Below are 15,482 nucleotides of genomic sequence, written 5' to 3'. Positions count from 1 at the left end.
CCATGGCTCAGATCACACGTGACCACGATGAGATCCGCCAGTGGGTTGAAGACCGAAATGGGCGGCCCGCAATGGTGGAAACCGGTAGTGAAGGCGGTCTATTGCGTATCGATTTCGCAGAAAAAGACCAGAATCTGGAGGAAATCAATTGGGATGATTTCTTCGCCATCTTTGACGATAGAAAGCTGGCTTTTTTCTACGAAGAAACGGAGGATAGCCGCTTTAACAAGTTTATAGATGCTGAGCAGAATTCCTGATTGCAACTAACCCGCAAACCCTAGTTCGGTTCGGAATTCAGGAAGGAGCCTTCGAACCGGGCAGAACGTTCACATTCGCTGCGACGGGCGTATCAAGGTGACGCTCCATATATCTCTTGTGAGCAAGTCGCGACGCCAGTTCCGCGATGTAGTTCAAATCCCTCAGCCCGTTCTGGTAAAGCATAACGATTGCAGACGAAAGGTCAGTCGCAGCATATTCCCTGTCGCTTTCTTCAAGAATGATCGCGGCGTTGGAAAAGCAGCTGCGCATGAAGTTCACTTCTTCTGGCTTATAAATGCGGCTCGCTTCGTTGAAGAGCGGCATCTCCTTCTCCTTTCCGAAGCATCGACGATACGCTTCCAGACTATTTAAGATAGCCCCATTTGATCACTTCGTGTTTCAAGCGCGCTGAGGGATCAAGGTAATCGTCCGCTGCCGTCTTCGGGGTGGCGTTCGAGATTCTGTCTGTTGAGACAGTCGAGAACCCGCTTTGCCTCTTCTTCGTTCAATGCGATCTGCAGCTTGCCTTCGAACGTGATCGGATTACCCTTGAAAGCGTCAATCACCGACCACGTACCATCGCCATTTTTGTGAAGTTTGTATCCGTTTTCTATCATGGTCTTCTCCCGTTCTTCGCGGCCAAAATCATATCAGTTCATGTCGGGCCAGGCCTTATTTCCCACAAGCGGTACGAACATCACACCGCCGAGATCTTCCTCGTCGAATTCCTCCGTAGATTTATGGGTGATGCACAAAAGGCGCTGGGTACCCGCCATACTGCCGACCGGTATGATGAGCCGCCCGCCTGGTTTGAGCTGCTCTTTGAGCGGGGAGGGGATTTCCGGAGCACCCGCTGCAACAATTATCGCGTCGAAAGGAGCTTCTTCTGGCCAACCATTGCTGCCGTCGCCCGTGCGCACATGGATATTATCGCAGCCGAGGTCTTCGAAGCGTTGTTGCGCGGCTTCGGCAAGGGTGGAATACCGTTCGACAGTAAATATCTGACCGGCAATCTGTGCTATGATCGCCGCAGCGTAGCCGGAGCCTGTTCCAATTTCGAGAACGTGTTCACCCCCACCCAGATGCGCCGATGCAATCATAAAGGCAGTCATATATGGTTGTGAGATCGTTTGGCCATTTTTGATTGGTAGAGGTGTGTCTTCATAGGCAAACTCGATAAAGCCTTCATCGATGAATTTCTCACGAGCCAATGTGCCCATCGCTTCCAGCACGCGCGTGTCATGGATACCGCGATGGACAAGCTGCTCCACCATTTGGACACGAGCTTTCTCAAAATTTCTCACTGTCGCTCTCTCGGGTCGAAATGGACCCAATCCATTCTCTGTAGACATCAGCACCAAGGCCAGAGAAACAGGAAAAACGAAAGGCCCGTCCAAATGGTTCCAATGAACGGCCCATAGGCGAGCGTGGCATCAGTACTACGCTAATCAAATGTGATGCAGCATTTCATGAGAAAGGCCGTGTGCTGATTGCGAGCTTTGCTCCCGGATCATCATATCGGTATCAACTGCTGGATTTCACGATAGACGGGTAGTATCCCGACTGGCAATGAGATGTGACGATTGAATACCGATCGTCAGAAGGAACGTCAGGGAAAATCAGCCGCGCTAAGGAGTCGGCGTTTGTCTGCGTTAGTACCAAAAAGCTATCATAATTTTCAAGTTGCTAGCGTGTTGCTAAGCTAAACTCATTCTGGGCGCAAACGTTCAGTTTGCAAAAATTATCTTAACAGTTTCAATGAGATCGAATGGTGGGCGTGACAGGGATTGAACCTGTGACCCCTACGATGTCAACGTAGTGCTCTCCCGCTGAGCTACACGCCCATTCGATGTGGCGCATACACCATATCGCGTTGCGCCCGTCAATGCCCTTTTATGAAGTTTTTTCGTCTTTTTGTTGATGACAAAACAAAGAGCCGCAAATCAGTGGGATCGCCTCAGGCGGCGATCAGCATTTTTTCTATTTCGTTCACCAGATCACGCAGGTGGAACGGCTTGGAAAGCACCTTTGCGTCGCGCGGCGCGTCCGAATCGGGGTTGAGGGCGACAGCGGCGAAGCCCGTAATGAACATGATCTTCAGATCCGGGTCGATTTCTGTCGCGCGCCGCGCCAGTTCGATGCCGTCCATTTCCGGCATGACAATATCGGTCAGCAGAAGGGAGAAAGGCTCTTCCTGCAATCTTTCATAGGCACTCGCGCCGTTGTCGAAGTGCGTCACGTGATAGCCGGCTTTTTCCAACGCCTTGACGAGGAAGCGGCGCATATCATTGTCATCTTCAGCTAGAAGGATTCTCTTCATTGTTCCGTCCGAATTCTGTGTCGTGTTCATCGCCCAAAAGCTGACCCTTAACGACTCAATATCCACCGTAGAAAACGCTTCTTTGGTAAATATGGAATGAATGCTCGCGCGAATGTTAATTGTTATGGCGCGTATTTGGCAACAAGCTGTTCAGTGTGACAGGATTGTCGCATATGCACGCCATGCAAAGGCCGGAAGATTCGGCTGCCAGCCATTTGCACGCATGGGCCGCCTGACGTAATTTGTTATAATACTGACGTGGATCGTCGTCGAATGGCCTGAATGTTCCGGCCGAAAACGGGTGAAGAATGAGTTTGGAGCGCGATTTTAGTCTGATACCGCCCTTCGAGATATGCGCTCCGGCGGAACAGCGCATTCCGTTCGTCTTCAATTCACCGCATAGCGGACGCTATTACCCGCATTCTTTCGTCGAAGCGTCGCGTCTCGACGCCTTGAGCATACGTCATTCGGAAGACTGTTATGTCGATGAGCTTTTTGCTTCCGCCATGCGGCTCGGTGCGCCCTTGCTCAAGGCGCATTTTCCGCGTGCGTTTCTCGATGTGAATCGCGAAGCCTATGAACTCGATCCGCGCATGTTCGCCGAGCCATTGCCGCCTTTCGTCAATAGTCAGTCGGCGCGCGTTGCAGGCGGGCTTGGCACGGTGCCGCGTCTGGTCGGTGAGGGTCAGCTGATTTATCCGGGGCGCATTCCGCTCGCCGAAGCATTTTACCGTATCGAAGACCTCTACAAGCCTTACCACCAGACGCTTGATGCACTGCTTAAGTCCACCCGTCAGCGTTTCGGTTATGCGGTTCTGATTGACTGCCATTCGATGCCCGGCGGCGCACGGCCCGGCGAAGTTGGATCGCGTCCGGATTTCATCGTCGGTGATCGTTTCGGTCGCTCGTGCAGTGAAAGGCTGACGCAGGCTGCCATCGATCTGTTGCAGGATCTGGGCTACACTGTTGCGCACAACAAGCCCTATGCGGGCGGGTTCATCACGGAGCATTACGGGCGGCCTGCTATGGCGTGTCATGCCCTGCAGATTGAAATCAATCGCAGTCTTTATGTGAACGAGCAGAACCTGCATAAGCTTGCCGGTTTCGAAACGCTCTGTGCCGATCTGCATGGGTTTCTGAGCGACCTGACATCCCTGCCGGACGATCTCTTTATCGCGCCGCCTCTGGCCGCAGAATAATCCGTTCCGACGAGCGCCTCTCGCAGATAAAAAGAACCGCGCCCGAACGATACGAGCGCGGTCAAAGACTAGGGAGGAAATGCCCCGAAAGGCATCGACAGGAAAACCTGTCTGGGATTTAAGTTACGTCCGAATGGCGGTAACGTCAAGAAAATGCGCATATTTTTTGGGCTAATTTAATTGTGCTCATTATGTAGGCAAAATTAGCTTGGTTTGCATAAGTATGCGCCATGTGTTGGAAACAGGAGTTCGGGGTTGCTGATCAATAAGGCATTTTTTTCCGAAGTGGCTGCAGCGGCAGCTGCTCAGACGCTTCCGCGTTTTCGTCAGCTGACGGAAATCGACAACAAATATAGCGTTGGTTTCGATCCGGTGACCGAAGCGGACCGGGCGGCGGAGCGTGCGATTCGTGCTGTTATTGGCAGTGTTTTTCCCGACCATGGTATTCTTGGGGAAGAATACGGGCCGGAGAATATTGACCGCAGCCATGTCTGGGTCATCGATCCCATTGATGGGACCCGTGCTTTCATTTCCGGCCTGCCGGTCTGGGGCACGCTTTTGGGACTGACTGTCGATGGCGATGCCACGGCGGGAATGATGTCGCAGCCCTTCACCGGCGAGTTGTTCTACAGCGATGGTAATGGTGCTTATCTCGCGCGTAATGGCGGCGAAGACGCGCCTCGCCGTCTGTCGGTGCGCAAGAATGCAACCTTGGCCGATGCAACGATGTTTACGACGACGCCTGCTCTTTTCAAGGGTGAAAGCCGCAAGGGATTTGATCGGCTGGAAAGCGCGGTGCGTCTGTCCCGCTATGGAGTTGATTGCTATGCCTTCGCCATGCTCGCAAGCGGTTTTGCCGACATTGTTGTTGAAGCGGGTCTCCAGCCCTATGACATTGTCGCTCTCATTCCGCTGATTGAGCAGGCTGGCGGTGTGGTGACGCAACGCGATGGCAGCCCGGCGGAAAAGGGCGGCGATGTTGTCGCCGCAGCTTCTCCTGAACTGCACAGGGCAGCGCTTGATTTGCTGAATAGCTGATAAGAGCATTTCCAGCAAAAGTGCGAAGCGGTTTTGCGTCGGATAATGCGTAAAAACAAACATTTAGAGCGATTTCAATGCTTCTACGGCAGGCGAAATCGCTCTAAATACCGGAGGCCAAGGGCTCAATGGTCTCCGGCATGGTTTCGACCTCGGACGAGCCTGGAATGAAGGCATCGAAGGCGGCCCAGAGCTGCTCACGATAAAAGTCGGCTTCCTGAAGCATCTCATGACGTGCGCCGGTAATTGTGGTCAGTGAGACATTGCGCGTGCGGGCGACAAAACGTTCGATCACCGATGTGGAAACCACGCGGTCTGCGCCAGCGGCAACGATGAGGACCGGTACTGTGGGTCCATTATAGAAATCCGGCTGATTGATGCGCCGAGACGTTTCGAGAGCGCTCCAGAGCCACCGGGCGGTCGGACCGCCAAGCGCAAGATCCGGGTGAAGGCGTGGAATTTCCATATTACGCATGAAGCGTGCCGGGTCGCTGGTCAGCGGATTGCCTGCAAAGGGACGCGAAGCCAGTCTGCGTCCGCCGGATGCGTAAACTTGGCCGAGGCCGAGCCATCGAAAGGCGGAGGCGATGCGGCGTACATTGTCATCGCTGAGCCTTTGCCCATCAAGCCCCATGAAGGGCGCGCACAGCACCATGCGGCTGATGCGCGATGTCAGTTTGCCCATCGAAGAAAGCGCCACAAGCGCACCGGCGGAATGGCCGAGAATGTAGAAGGGCGGAGGACAGTCAGGCAAGGCGATCTGGTCAAGGATAAGGTCGAGATCGTCGGAATAGTCTTCGAAACTGCGGACATAGCCGCGCTGGCGGTCCTTCAGCAACCGGTGCGAGCCGCCTTGTCCGCGCCAGTCGAAAGTTACGACCGTGAAGCCGCGCGCGGTCAGATCGGTCATGGTTTCGAAGTATTTTTCGATGAATTCGTTACGTCCCTGAAGCAGGACCACGGTTCCCCGTATCGGTTTTGCGTCGGCTTTCAGAATGGCATAGCGCAGGGTCTTGCCGCCCTTCGCTTCAAGCAGGCCAGCCTTGATCCCGTGCGGAATCGGATTCGCATCGGTTTCGAAAAGTAGTTCCGACATCCGATTGCGAACCTTTCTGCTTCAGATTGGGATATGGGACTCCAGCATAATGGGGCAATTGATGATAAAAAGTAACCGGAAGTTCGAGAACGAACTTCCGGCTCAAAGAACAGCCGGTGCAAGGGACGTTACACCAGCTGGTCTGTAGAGAAAATTTGAAGACGGTGCTCAGTATCCGCCAGGGCGGCGTTCACCGACAATACGGCCTGAATAGGCATCGACCATGACGATGACGCGGCGGCCGTTCGGCCTTGTGGCGCGCACGAAATAGGTGTCGCGGTTAAGGCGCATGTCGCCGACATCATAGCCGCGGCGTTCCAGCGAGCGTGCGATACGACGCGGTCCCATGATGTCGCGACGACCATAATCGTCGCCCCAGCCCGGGCGGCGATCCGGGCCACCATCCCAATCAGGGCGTGGACCCGGATATGGACGCGGCGGACGATAGCCGTCATCATCGTAATATTGAATCTGAACGCGCAGGCCGCTATCGGCTGCAAGGGTGGGTGTCGCAATCCCTGTCGCGACGGTAGCAAGTGCGGCAAAAGCGAGAACAGCTTTTCTCATAACCGTGATCCTTTAATGAACCCGCTTTGCAGCAGGCATGGTGGGACATTAGCCCCAAGCGGCTGAACGCTCGCCAAAGATGATGTTCATTTTGGGTTCATCGTGCGGCGAATCCCCCAAAATGTAGGCCCCTATTGATCAGGAGTTATTACGCGGCGTGACAGCCCGTGTTTCGCAAGCTTCGCGCGCACGCGGCCTTGAAATGAAAAAGAACCATTCCCAAATGAGTTTTGCGGTCGCCTGGAAGGGGCCGCCGGCATCAAGGAATTCGCCATAAGGGAGTTTCGCCGCCGTGTATGGTCCCGAATGCGCTCAGCGCTCTTCGGAACAGATCATGCTGAAACAAGCATCATGTCGCTCTAAAGGAGGGCTAATACATGCGTCACGTAGATTTTTCCCCGCTCTATCGTTCCACGGTCGGTTTCGATCGGCTCTTCTCCATGCTTGATACGCTCGCTTCGCCGGAAGGTAACCAGTCCTATCCGCCGTATAATATCGAGCGCACGGGTGAGAACACCTATCGCATCACCATGGCGGTCGCGGGCTTTTCCGAAAGTGAACTCGAAATCGAAGCGCATCGCAACCTGCTGACGATCAAGGGTCAGAAGGCGGATGAAAATGCTTCCGATATCGGTGAAGTTCTCTATCGTGGTATCGCCTCACGTGCTTTCGAGCGCCGTTTCCAGCTTGCCGACTTCGTTGAAGTCGCCGGTGCGAGCCTCAAGAACGGTCTCCTGCACATCGATCTCAAGCGCGAGATTCCAGAACAGATGAAACCGCGCAAGATCGAAGTTGCCAAGGCTGGCTCCGACAGCGCTCAGCAGATCGAGGCGAAAACCGCGCATTAAGCTTGGTTGAGAATGAATAAGAAAAGGCGGTGCTTGAAGCGCCGCCTTTTTCATTTTGACAGATACGAAAGAGCGTCAGGCGATCAAGTCGGCGAACCGGTCGACATCTTCTTCCGTGTTGGCGAAGCTCGTCACAAAGCGGGCGAAAATTTCGCCGTCGCTGATGCGGTTCACTTCCGAATGCGGCGGGTTCCAGTCGTAGAAAATCGCTCCGGCATTGCGCAGACGATCATAGACCGACTGTTTCATGATGGCGAAGACCTCATTGGCTTCCGGCTTCCAGGCAAGGCGCATCTGGCTCGACGCATTGATATGACCGGCGAGGCGCGCGGCGAGCGCATTGGAGTGGCGTGCCAGTTCCAGCCAGAGATCGTCTCGCAGGTAAGCATCGAATTGCGCTGCCACAAAGCGTGTCTTGGAAAAGAGCTGTGCTGCGCGTTTGCGGATGAACGGTAGGTCCTTGGCGCGGGCCGGGTCCATGAAGACCAATGCTTCGGCGCACCAGCAGCCGTTTTTCGTACCACCGAAGGAAACGATGTCCACGCCCTGTTTCCAGGTCATTTCGGCTGGTGTCATGTCCAGCGAAACAAGCGCATTGGCAAAGCGTGCGCCGTCCATATGCAGTGGCAGACCGGCATCGCGGCAGATCTTGGAAATGGTGGCGATATGTTCGGGCTGGTAGAGCGTACCAACTTCGGTCGCCTGCGTGATGCTGACGGCCATGGGCTGCCCAGCATGAACGAAAGCCGGATTGAACCGCTTCAGTTCGCGCTTGAGAAGTTCGGGGTCGATGCGGCCATGCGCGCCGTCAATCGGATGCAGACGTGCGCCGCCGGTGAAATATTCAGGCGCGCCGCATTCATCCTCGATGACGTGCGCTTCGCGATGCACCAGCGAAACGCCGCCCGGACGGTTGACGCTGGCCAGCGCCAGCGAGTTGGCGGCCGTTCCGGTGCCGACGAAAAAGACGGCCACTTCGCGCTCGAACAATTCGTTGAAGCGCTGCTCGACGCGCTTGTCGAGTTCGCTTGCGCCATAGGCTGCCGCAAAACCTGCAGCATGCAACGAAAGGCTCTCGGCGATTTTCGGGTGGGCGCCTGCCCAATTGTCTGACGCAAAATGCACGTGTTCCTCCAGATGGGTTGAATGGGCTGTCGCACAGTCGATGTTTCTATAACCTGTCTGACAGAAGCGGTTAAGGTCCGGCTTGCGCGAAAAATGTCATCAACATGCCTATTTTTTAGGCATTCAAGGGGCAGGCAAAAGCGCGCCAAACTGACGCAATGGCCACTAAACGCAATTAAAATCCAGTAAAATCACAGCTTTTGATATTTTATTACGGAAGCTGCTGAGAAAAATTGCGTTTCCATCTTGTGAGGCAATTTGAATTCTGTCATACGTAATTAGGACAGCAATGCTGTCCAATTAAACGCTGATGCAGACGGAAGCGACACAACGCTCTCCGAAAAGTTTCAGAAAGAGGCGCCGTACTGGCAGGCACATAGCCTGGCGGTAACAGGCGCCCCGACCGCGACAGGAGGAATTCTAGTACGCCATTTTCTGGTGGGCTGAGTGTCGTCTGTCCAAGCCTGATGAGAATAAGGCGCTAAACATCGTTCCTCGCACCGGCTTTGCCGCTCGCCCGGGACCTCGTCCAACGCCTTGTCGATAAGGCTTCCTTTATACGTAAAGCAACGGCGGGATGGTTGTCACACCATCTCGGTATATACTGATCGCGCACCTCATGATGAGGGCCAAACGGAGGGAATGACGATGACGCATTTGACGCCATCTGTATCGAATGTGGTTTCTCACAACGTACAGAACGGAACGGTCAAAGCTGCGACGACCGCTCCCAACCGAACGACGCGAAAAACGACAGCGGCGGGTTTGCCCGCAGCGCAAGGACTTTACGATCCGCGCAACGAACATGATGCGTGCGGCGTTGGCTTTATTGCGCATATGAAGGGCAAGAAGTCGCATCAGGTCGTTGAAAACGGCCTCAAGATGCTGGAAAACCTCACCCATCGTGGTGCGGTTGGTGCCGACCCGCTGATGGGCGATGGCGCCGGCATTCTCGTGCAGATTCCGGATCGCTTCTTCCGCGAGGAAATGGCGCGCCAGGGCATCGATCTGCCGCAGCCCGGTCATTACGGCGTCGGCTATCTGTTCATGCCGCGCGATCCAGAATTGCGTGCCCATATTGAAGAGATCGTCAAGGAAGTCATCGCTGCCGAAGGCCAGACCTTTATCGGCCTGCGCGAAGTGCCTGTCGACAATTCGTCCCTTTCCAAGGCGCCGGATATTGCCGCAACCGAACCGTTTCACGTTCAGGTCTTCATCGGACGCAATCCGATGCTGGAGACGGATGACGATTTCGAGCGCCGTCTGTTCGTTCTGCGCAAGGTCATTTCCAACCGTATCTATCAGGAAAATGACGGCGACGATAAGGGCTTCTATGTCGTGTCCATGTCGGCGCGTACGGTCGTCTACAAGGGCATGTTCCTCGCTTATCAGGTCGGTGCCTATTATCAGGATCTGAAAGACCCGCGTTTCGAAAGCGCGGTGGCGCTGGTGCATCAGCGCTTCTCCACCAACACTTTCCCGTCCTGGCGTCTGGCGCACCCATACCGCATGGTTGCGCATAACGGCGAAATCAACACGCTGCGCGGTAACGTCAACTGGATGGCTGCGCGTCAGGCTTCGGTGGACTCGGAACTGTTCGGCAACGACATTTCCAAGCTCTGGCCGATTTCCTACGAAGGCCAGTCGGACACGGCTTGCTTCGACAATGCGCTCGAATTCCTGCATCAGGGCGGCTACAGCCTTGCCCATGCGATGATGATGCTGATCCCGGAAGCATGGTCAGGCAACAAGTTGATGTCGGATGAACGCCGCGCGTTCTATGAATATCATGCAGCACTGATGGAACCATGGGACGGTCCGGCAGCGGTGGCTTTCACGGACGGTCGCCAGATTGGCGCGACGCTCGACCGCAACGGCCTGCGTCCGGCGCGCTATATCGTGACGGACGATGATTTCGTCATTCTGGCTTCGGAAGCCGGTGTTCTGCCGGTCGAGGAAAAGAAAGTCGTCAAGAAGTGGCGTCTCCAGCCGGGCCGCATGCTGCTGATCGATATGGAAGAGGGCCGCATCGTTTCGGACGAGGAAATCAAGTCCCAGATCGCGCAGAAGCATCCCTACAAGCAGTGGCTCGCCAACACGCAACTCATTCTGGAAGACCTCAATCCGGTCGAACCACGTGCGCTGCGCAAGGATGTGAGCCTTCTCGACCGGCAGCAGAGCTTCGGCTACACGCAGGAAGATACCAAGCTGTTGATGTCGCCCATGGCCACGACCGGTCAAGAAGCCATCGGTTCGATGGGTACGGATACGCCGATTTCGGCCATGTCCGACAAGTCGAAGATGCTGTTCACCTATTTCAAGCAGAACTTCGCGCAGGTCACCAACCCGCCGATCGATCCGATCCGCGAAGAACTGGTGATGAGCCTTGTCTCGTTCATCGGCCCGCGTCCGAATATTTTCGACCTTGTCGGCACGTCACGCCGCAAGCGTCTGGAAGTGCGCCAGCCGATCCTGACCAATGGCGATCTGGAAAAGATTCGTTCCATCGGCCACACGGAAGACCGCTTCGACACCAAGACGCTCGACATCACCTACAATACGGGTGAAGGGGCAGCCGGTATGCACGGCGCCATCGAACGCCTTTGTGACCGTGCCGAAGCGGCTGTTCACGGTGGCTACAACATCGTCATCCTGTCGGATCGTCAGGTTGGTCCGGATCGCATTCCGATCCCGGCGCTGCTGGCGACGGCAGCCGTGCACCATCACCTGATCCGCAAGGGCCTGCGCACTTCGGTCGGTCTGGTGGTGGAATCGGGCGAGCCGCGCGAAATACATCATTTCTGCTGCCTCGCTGGCTACGGTGCCGAGGCGATCAATCCTTATCTCGCCTTCGACACGCTGCTCGACATGCATCGCCGTCGCGAGTTCCCGCCGGAAGTGGACGAGGATGAAGTGGTCAAGCGCTACATCAAGTCCATCGGCAAGGGCATGCTCAAGGTCATGTCCAAGATGGGCATCTCGACCTATCAGTCCTATTGCGGCGCGCAAATTTTCGATGCCGTCGGTTTGCAGACGGGCTTTGTCGACAAGTTCTTCTTCGGCACGGCAACGAGTATTGAAGGCGTTGGTCTCGATGAAATCGCGGAAGAAACCGTACGTCGCCACACCGACGCTTTCGGCAGCGATCCGGTTCTCCTGACCTCGCTGGAAGTTGGCGGTGAATATGCCTACCGTATGCGCGGCGAGGCCCACCTGTGGTCGCCGGATGCAGTCGCCAGACTGCAGCATGCAGTGCGCACCTCCAACCCGGAGACCTTCACTGAATATACACGTATGCTCGACTCCAAGTCGGCGCAGGCGAAGACTATTCGCGGCCTGTTCAATATTCGTTTCGCCGAAGAGCGCGGTCTGAAGCCGGTTTCCATCGATGAGGTCGAACCGGCGACGGAAATCGTCAAGCGTTTCTCGACAGGGGCAATGTCGTTCGGCTCAATCTCCAGAGAAGCCCACACAACGCTGGCCCGCGCCATGAACGCGATTGGCGGCAAATCGAACACCGGCGAGGGTGGCGAGGAGCCGGATCGCTTCTATCCACTGCCGGATGGCAAGCCGAACCCGGAACGCTCTGCCATCAAGCAGGTGGCTTCTGGCCGTTTCGGTGTGACGACGGAATATCTGGTCAACTCCGATCTGATCCAGATCAAGGTTGCGCAGGGTGCAAAGCCGGGTGAAGGCGGTCAGCTGCCGGGTCACAAGGTCGATGCGACCATCGCCAAGACCCGTCACTCAACGCCGGGAGTCGGCCTCATTTCGCCGCCGCCGCACCATGACATCTACTCGATCGAAGATCTGGCGCAGCTGATCTACGACCTGAAGAACGTCAATCCGGCTGCCGATATCTCGGTCAAGCTGGTGTCGGAAGTGGGTGTGGGCACGGTTGCTGCCGGTGTTGCCAAGGCGCGTGCCGACCATATCACCGTGTCGGGTTATGATGGCGGTACGGGCGCTTCGCCGCTTACCTCGCTGAAACATGCCGGAAGTCCCTGGGAAATTGGCCTTGCCGAAACCCACCAGACGCTGGTGCTGAACGGGCTTCGCTCCCGCGTGGCATTGCAGGTCGATGGCGGCTTGCGCACCGGTCGCGACGTCATTATTGGCGCGCTGCTCGGTGCGGATGAGTTCGGTTTCTCGACCGCTCCGCTGATTGCTGCCGGTTGCATCATGATGCGCAAGTGTCATCTGAACACCTGCCCGGTGGGCGTGGCAACGCAGGACCCGGTTCTGCGCAAGCGCTTCAAGGGTACGCCGGAACACGTCATCAACTTCTTCTTCTATCTGGCGGAAGAGGTGCGTGCCTTGCTTGCCGAGATGGGCTTCACCAAGCTGGAACAGATTATCGGCGAGACCGAGTTTCTGGAAAAGCAGGCCATGATCGACCATTGGAAAGCCAAGGGTCTCGATTTCAGCCGCATCTTCTACAAGCCTGAAGCCGAGAAGCACGAGATCTACTGGACCGAGCGTCAGCATCACCCGATTGAGGATGTCCTTGATCGCAAGCTGATTGCCGAGGCTATGCCCGCACTGGAAGACCGCCAGCCGGTCAAGATCGACATCGATATCAAGAATGTCGACCGTTCTGCCGGTGCGATGCTTTCCGGCGAAGTTGCCAAGCGCTTCCGTCACAAGGGTCTGCCGGAAGACACCATCGCCGTTACGCTCCGCGGTACGGCTGGCCAGTCTTTCGGTGCGTTCCTGGCGCGCGGCGTCTCGTTCGAGCTGATCGGCGATGGCAACGACTATGTCGGCAAGGGCCTTTCGGGTGGCCGCATCGTCATCCGTCCACCGGAAGACACGCGTATCGTTGCCGAGGACTCCATCATCGTCGGCAATACCGTGCTCTACGGTGCGCTTGAAGGCGAGTGCTACTTCCGCGGCGTTGCAGGCGAACGTTTCGCCGTCCGCAACTCCGGCGCGGTCACGGTTGTGGAAGGCGTGGGCGACCACGGCTGCGAATATATGACCGGCGGTGTCGTCGTGGTTATCGGTCAGACGGGTCGCAACTTTGCGGCCGGCATGTCGGGCGGCGTCGCCTACGTGCTTGACGAGGAAGGCGATTTCGCCCAGCGCTGCAATATGGCGATGGTCGAACTGGAACCGGTTCCGGAAGAGGACGACATCCTCGAAAAGCTGCATCACCATGGCGGCGACCTCATGCACAAGGGCCGTGTGGACGTTTCGGCCAACATGACCCATCATGACGAGGAACGTCTGGTGCAGCTGATCGCCAATCATCTGCATTACACCGGCTCGACGCGGGCGAAAGATATTCTCGACAATTGGGAGAGCTATCGTCCCAAATTCGTGAAAGTCATGCCGGTCGAATACCGCCGTGCTCTGGAAGACATGGAGCGTATGCGGATCGGTGTCGCGGCTGAATAGGACATGATCCTGAAAAGTGGAACCCGGCCTTTGGGTCGGGTGCCCTTAGCCACATGAGAGATAACAACGCCCTTGCATGCCAGCGCATTGGAAGATGATGCGGCAGACAGGGCAACTTCCGGCAAAGCCGACCACGCGCTGGTCGCAGGCCGAGGGGAGTAAGAGAATGGGTAAGGTAACTGGTTTTCTTGAAATCGACCGGCAGGTAGCGAAGTACCAGCCAGCGTCGGATCGTATCCGTCACTTCCGGGAATTCACCATTCCGATGACGGATGGCGAAGTGCAGAAGCAGGCGGCGCGCTGCATGGATTGCGGCATTCCGTTCTGCCATGGCCCGACGGGCTGTCCGGTGCACAATCAAATCCCGGACTGGAACGATCTCGTCTATAACAACAATTGGGATCAGGCGATCCGTAACCTGCATCTGACCAACAATTTCCCGGAATTCACGGGTCGCGTTTGCCCGGCTCCTTGCGAGGAAGCCTGCACGCTGAACCTCGAGGATACGCCGGTTGCGATCAAGACGGTCGAGCAGGCATTGGGCGACAAGGCCTATGAGCTCGGCCATATCGTGCCGCAGCCAGCCGCCAACAAGACGGGCAAGTCGGTCGCCATCATCGGTTCTGGACCGGCTGGCCTTGCCGCTGCGCAGCAGCTGGCCCGTGCTGGTCACATGGTTGATGTTTATGAGCGCGAAAGCCGCCCCGGCGGTCTGTTGCGTTACGGTATTCCAGATTTCAAGATGGAAAAGCACCTCATCGACCGCCGCGTCGCGCAGATGGAAGGCGAGGGCGTTCGCTTCCTGTGCGGTGTGAACATCGGCGTCGACAAGCCGTTGCGCGGTCTCCTTGATACCTATGATGCCGTGCTTTACAGCGGTGGCTCGGAAACGCCGCGCCCGGCGGGTATTCCGGGTGCAGATTTTGAAGGCGTGCATGATGCCATGCCTTATCTGGTTCAGCAGAATCGCCGCGTCGGGCGCGAAAATATCGAATCCGTTGCCTGGACTTCGGCTCCGATCCTGGCAGGCGGCAAGCATGTCGTTGTGGTCGGCGGTGGCGATACCGCCTCGGACTGCGTGGGCACGGCGTTCCGTCAGGGTGCGGTCAATGTTACCCAGCTTGATATTCGTCCGCAGCCGCCGGAAAAGGAAGACAAGCTCAGCGTCTGGCCTTACTGGGCGACCAAGATGCGTACCTCTTCCAGCCAAGCGGAAGGTGCTTCCCGCGAGTTTCAGGTGGCAACGCTGGAGTTCATCGGCGAAGACGGCCGCCTCACCCATGTGAAGTGCTGTCAGGTTGATGAAAAGCGCAAGCCGATTGCCGGAACGGAATTCTTCATCAAGGCCGATCTGGCCTTCATCGCAATCGGTTTTGCCGGACCGGCAGAAGACAGCGTGGTCAAGGAACTGGGCGAAAAGCTCGACATCGTGACCGACCGTCGCGGCTCCAAGTCGGTCAAGGCCAATGAGCGTGACTACCGCACCAATGTCGACAAGCTCTATGCAGCCGGTGATGTGCGCCGCGGCCAGTCGCTGGTTGTCTGGGCAATCCGCGAAGGCCGTCAGGCAGCGCACGCCATCGATGCTGATTTGATGGGTAGTTCCGTTCTACCGCGCTAAGAGAGACTCA

The 15,482-nt window shown here is 56.4% G+C and carries 13 protein-coding genes and 1 tRNA gene; 6 read left to right on the top strand and 8 right to left on the bottom strand.

Features of this window, described 5'->3' with window-relative positions; all coding sequences use genetic code 11:
• Positions 1-2: 2 nt before the first annotated feature.
• The gene (locus AC1RHM_RS05975) at positions 3-257 is read left to right on the top strand and encodes a hypothetical protein (RefSeq protein WP_151665129.1); all 255 of its coding nucleotides are present in this window, start codon (positions 3-5) and stop codon (positions 255-257) included.
• A 37-nt stretch (positions 258-294) separates the two neighbouring features.
• Here the strand turns inward: AC1RHM_RS05975 and AC1RHM_RS05970 are convergent, their stop codons facing one another.
• The 5 genes from AC1RHM_RS05970 to cpdR all read right to left on the bottom strand — a co-directional run bounded on the left by AC1RHM_RS05970 (position 295) and on the right by cpdR (position 2,578).
• Positions 295-582, bottom strand: coding sequence for a hypothetical protein (locus AC1RHM_RS05970; RefSeq protein ID WP_151665128.1), 288 nt, complete (start codon positions 580-582; stop codon positions 295-297).
• A 92-nt stretch (positions 583-674) separates the two neighbouring features.
• Positions 675-875, bottom strand: a complete 201-nt coding sequence (locus tag AC1RHM_RS05965) for a hypothetical protein (RefSeq protein ID WP_036588034.1) — start codon at positions 873-875, stop codon at positions 675-677.
• Between the two features lie 33 nt (positions 876-908).
• A complete protein-coding gene (locus AC1RHM_RS05960; RefSeq protein WP_235920914.1) occupies positions 909-1,655 on the bottom strand; it encodes a protein-L-isoaspartate(D-aspartate) O-methyltransferase in 747 nt (248 codons plus the stop codon).
• A 372-nt stretch (positions 1,656-2,027) separates the two neighbouring features.
• Positions 2,028-2,102, bottom strand: a tRNA-Val gene (locus AC1RHM_RS05955).
• A 113-nt stretch (positions 2,103-2,215) separates the two neighbouring features.
• A complete protein-coding gene (gene cpdR / locus AC1RHM_RS05950) occupies positions 2,216-2,578 on the bottom strand; it encodes a cell cycle two-component system response regulator CpdR (protein WP_002966536.1) in 363 nt (120 codons plus the stop codon).
• 308 nt (positions 2,579-2,886) lie between these two features.
• On the opposite strand from cpdR, the gene AC1RHM_RS05945 reads away from it, so the two are divergent.
• Entirely contained in the window at positions 2,887-3,777 is an 891-nt protein-coding gene (locus AC1RHM_RS05945; protein WP_166942327.1) for an N-formylglutamate amidohydrolase, read from the top strand.
• 255 nt (positions 3,778-4,032) lie between these two features.
• Positions 4,033-4,815, top strand: a complete 783-nt coding sequence (gene hisN, locus AC1RHM_RS05940; protein ID WP_043061998.1) for a histidinol-phosphatase — start codon at positions 4,033-4,035, stop codon at positions 4,813-4,815.
• A gap of 103 nt (positions 4,816-4,918) precedes the next feature.
• Here the strand turns inward: hisN and AC1RHM_RS05935 are convergent, their stop codons facing one another.
• A complete protein-coding gene (locus AC1RHM_RS05935) occupies positions 4,919-5,911 on the bottom strand; it encodes an alpha/beta fold hydrolase (RefSeq protein WP_043061999.1) in 993 nt (330 codons plus the stop codon).
• 168 nt (positions 5,912-6,079) lie between these two features.
• Positions 6,080-6,478 (bottom strand): hypothetical protein, encoded by a 399-nt coding sequence (locus tag AC1RHM_RS05930; protein WP_010660659.1) that lies wholly within the window; start codon positions 6,476-6,478, stop codon positions 6,080-6,082.
• A gap of 377 nt (positions 6,479-6,855) precedes the next feature.
• Here AC1RHM_RS05930 and AC1RHM_RS05925 point away from each other — a divergent pair, with 377 nt between their 5' ends.
• Positions 6,856-7,326 carry an Hsp20 family protein gene (locus AC1RHM_RS05925; protein ID WP_010660660.1) on the top strand — a complete coding sequence of 157 codons (471 nt, stop codon included), beginning with the start codon at positions 6,856-6,858 and terminating at the stop codon, positions 7,324-7,326.
• A gap of 75 nt (positions 7,327-7,401) precedes the next feature.
• On the opposite strand, the gene AC1RHM_RS05920 is transcribed toward AC1RHM_RS05925, so the two are convergent.
• A complete protein-coding gene (locus AC1RHM_RS05920; RefSeq protein ID WP_043062000.1) occupies positions 7,402-8,451 on the bottom strand; it encodes a threonine aldolase family protein in 1,050 nt (349 codons plus the stop codon).
• A 648-nt stretch (positions 8,452-9,099) separates the two neighbouring features.
• Here AC1RHM_RS05920 and gltB point away from each other — a divergent pair.
• Together gltB and AC1RHM_RS05910 are read left to right on the top strand one after the other, a co-directional pair.
• Positions 9,100-13,851, top strand: a complete 4,752-nt coding sequence (gltB, locus tag AC1RHM_RS05915; protein ID WP_010660662.1) for a glutamate synthase large subunit — start codon at positions 9,100-9,102, stop codon at positions 13,849-13,851.
• Between the two features lie 166 nt (positions 13,852-14,017).
• On the top strand, positions 14,018-15,472 hold the full coding sequence (locus tag AC1RHM_RS05910; RefSeq protein ID WP_010660663.1) for a glutamate synthase subunit beta: 1,455 nt from the start codon (positions 14,018-14,020) through the stop codon (positions 15,470-15,472).
• Positions 15,473-15,482 lie beyond the last annotated feature (10 nt).

It is taken from the genome of Brucella sp. GW823-FHT04E01 (assembly GCF_058796175.1).
The sequence above is the reverse complement of the archived record's forward strand: the minus strand, read 5'-3'. Positions and strand labels throughout refer to the sequence as shown.

Excerpts from the sequence above, each read along its gene's own strand:
- AC1RHM_RS05975 (WP_151665129.1), top strand. The coding sequence starts at position 3 with ATGGCTCAGATCACACGTGACCACGATGAGATCCGCCAGTGGGTTGAA.
- AC1RHM_RS05970 (WP_151665128.1), bottom strand. The coding sequence starts at position 582 with ATGCCGCTCTTCAACGAAGCGAGCCGCATTTATAAGCCAGAAGAAGTG.
- AC1RHM_RS05965 (WP_036588034.1), bottom strand. The coding sequence starts at position 875 with ATGATAGAAAACGGATACAAACTTCACAAAAATGGCGATGGTACGTGG.
- cpdR (WP_002966536.1), bottom strand. The coding sequence starts at position 2,578 with ATGAAGAGAATCCTTCTAGCTGAAGATGACAATGATATGCGCCGCTTC.
- AC1RHM_RS05945 (WP_166942327.1), top strand. The coding sequence starts at position 2,887 with ATGAGTTTGGAGCGCGATTTTAGTCTGATACCGCCCTTCGAGATATGC.
- AC1RHM_RS05935 (WP_043061999.1), bottom strand. The coding sequence starts at position 5,911 with ATGTCGGAACTACTTTTCGAAACCGATGCGAATCCGATTCCGCACGGG.
- AC1RHM_RS05930 (WP_010660659.1), bottom strand. The coding sequence starts at position 6,478 with ATGAGAAAAGCTGTTCTCGCTTTTGCCGCACTTGCTACCGTCGCGACA.
- AC1RHM_RS05925 (WP_010660660.1), top strand. The coding sequence starts at position 6,856 with ATGCGTCACGTAGATTTTTCCCCGCTCTATCGTTCCACGGTCGGTTTC.
- gltB (WP_010660662.1), top strand. The coding sequence starts at position 9,100 with ATGACGCATTTGACGCCATCTGTATCGAATGTGGTTTCTCACAACGTA.
- AC1RHM_RS05910 (WP_010660663.1), top strand. The coding sequence starts at position 14,018 with ATGGGTAAGGTAACTGGTTTTCTTGAAATCGACCGGCAGGTAGCGAAG.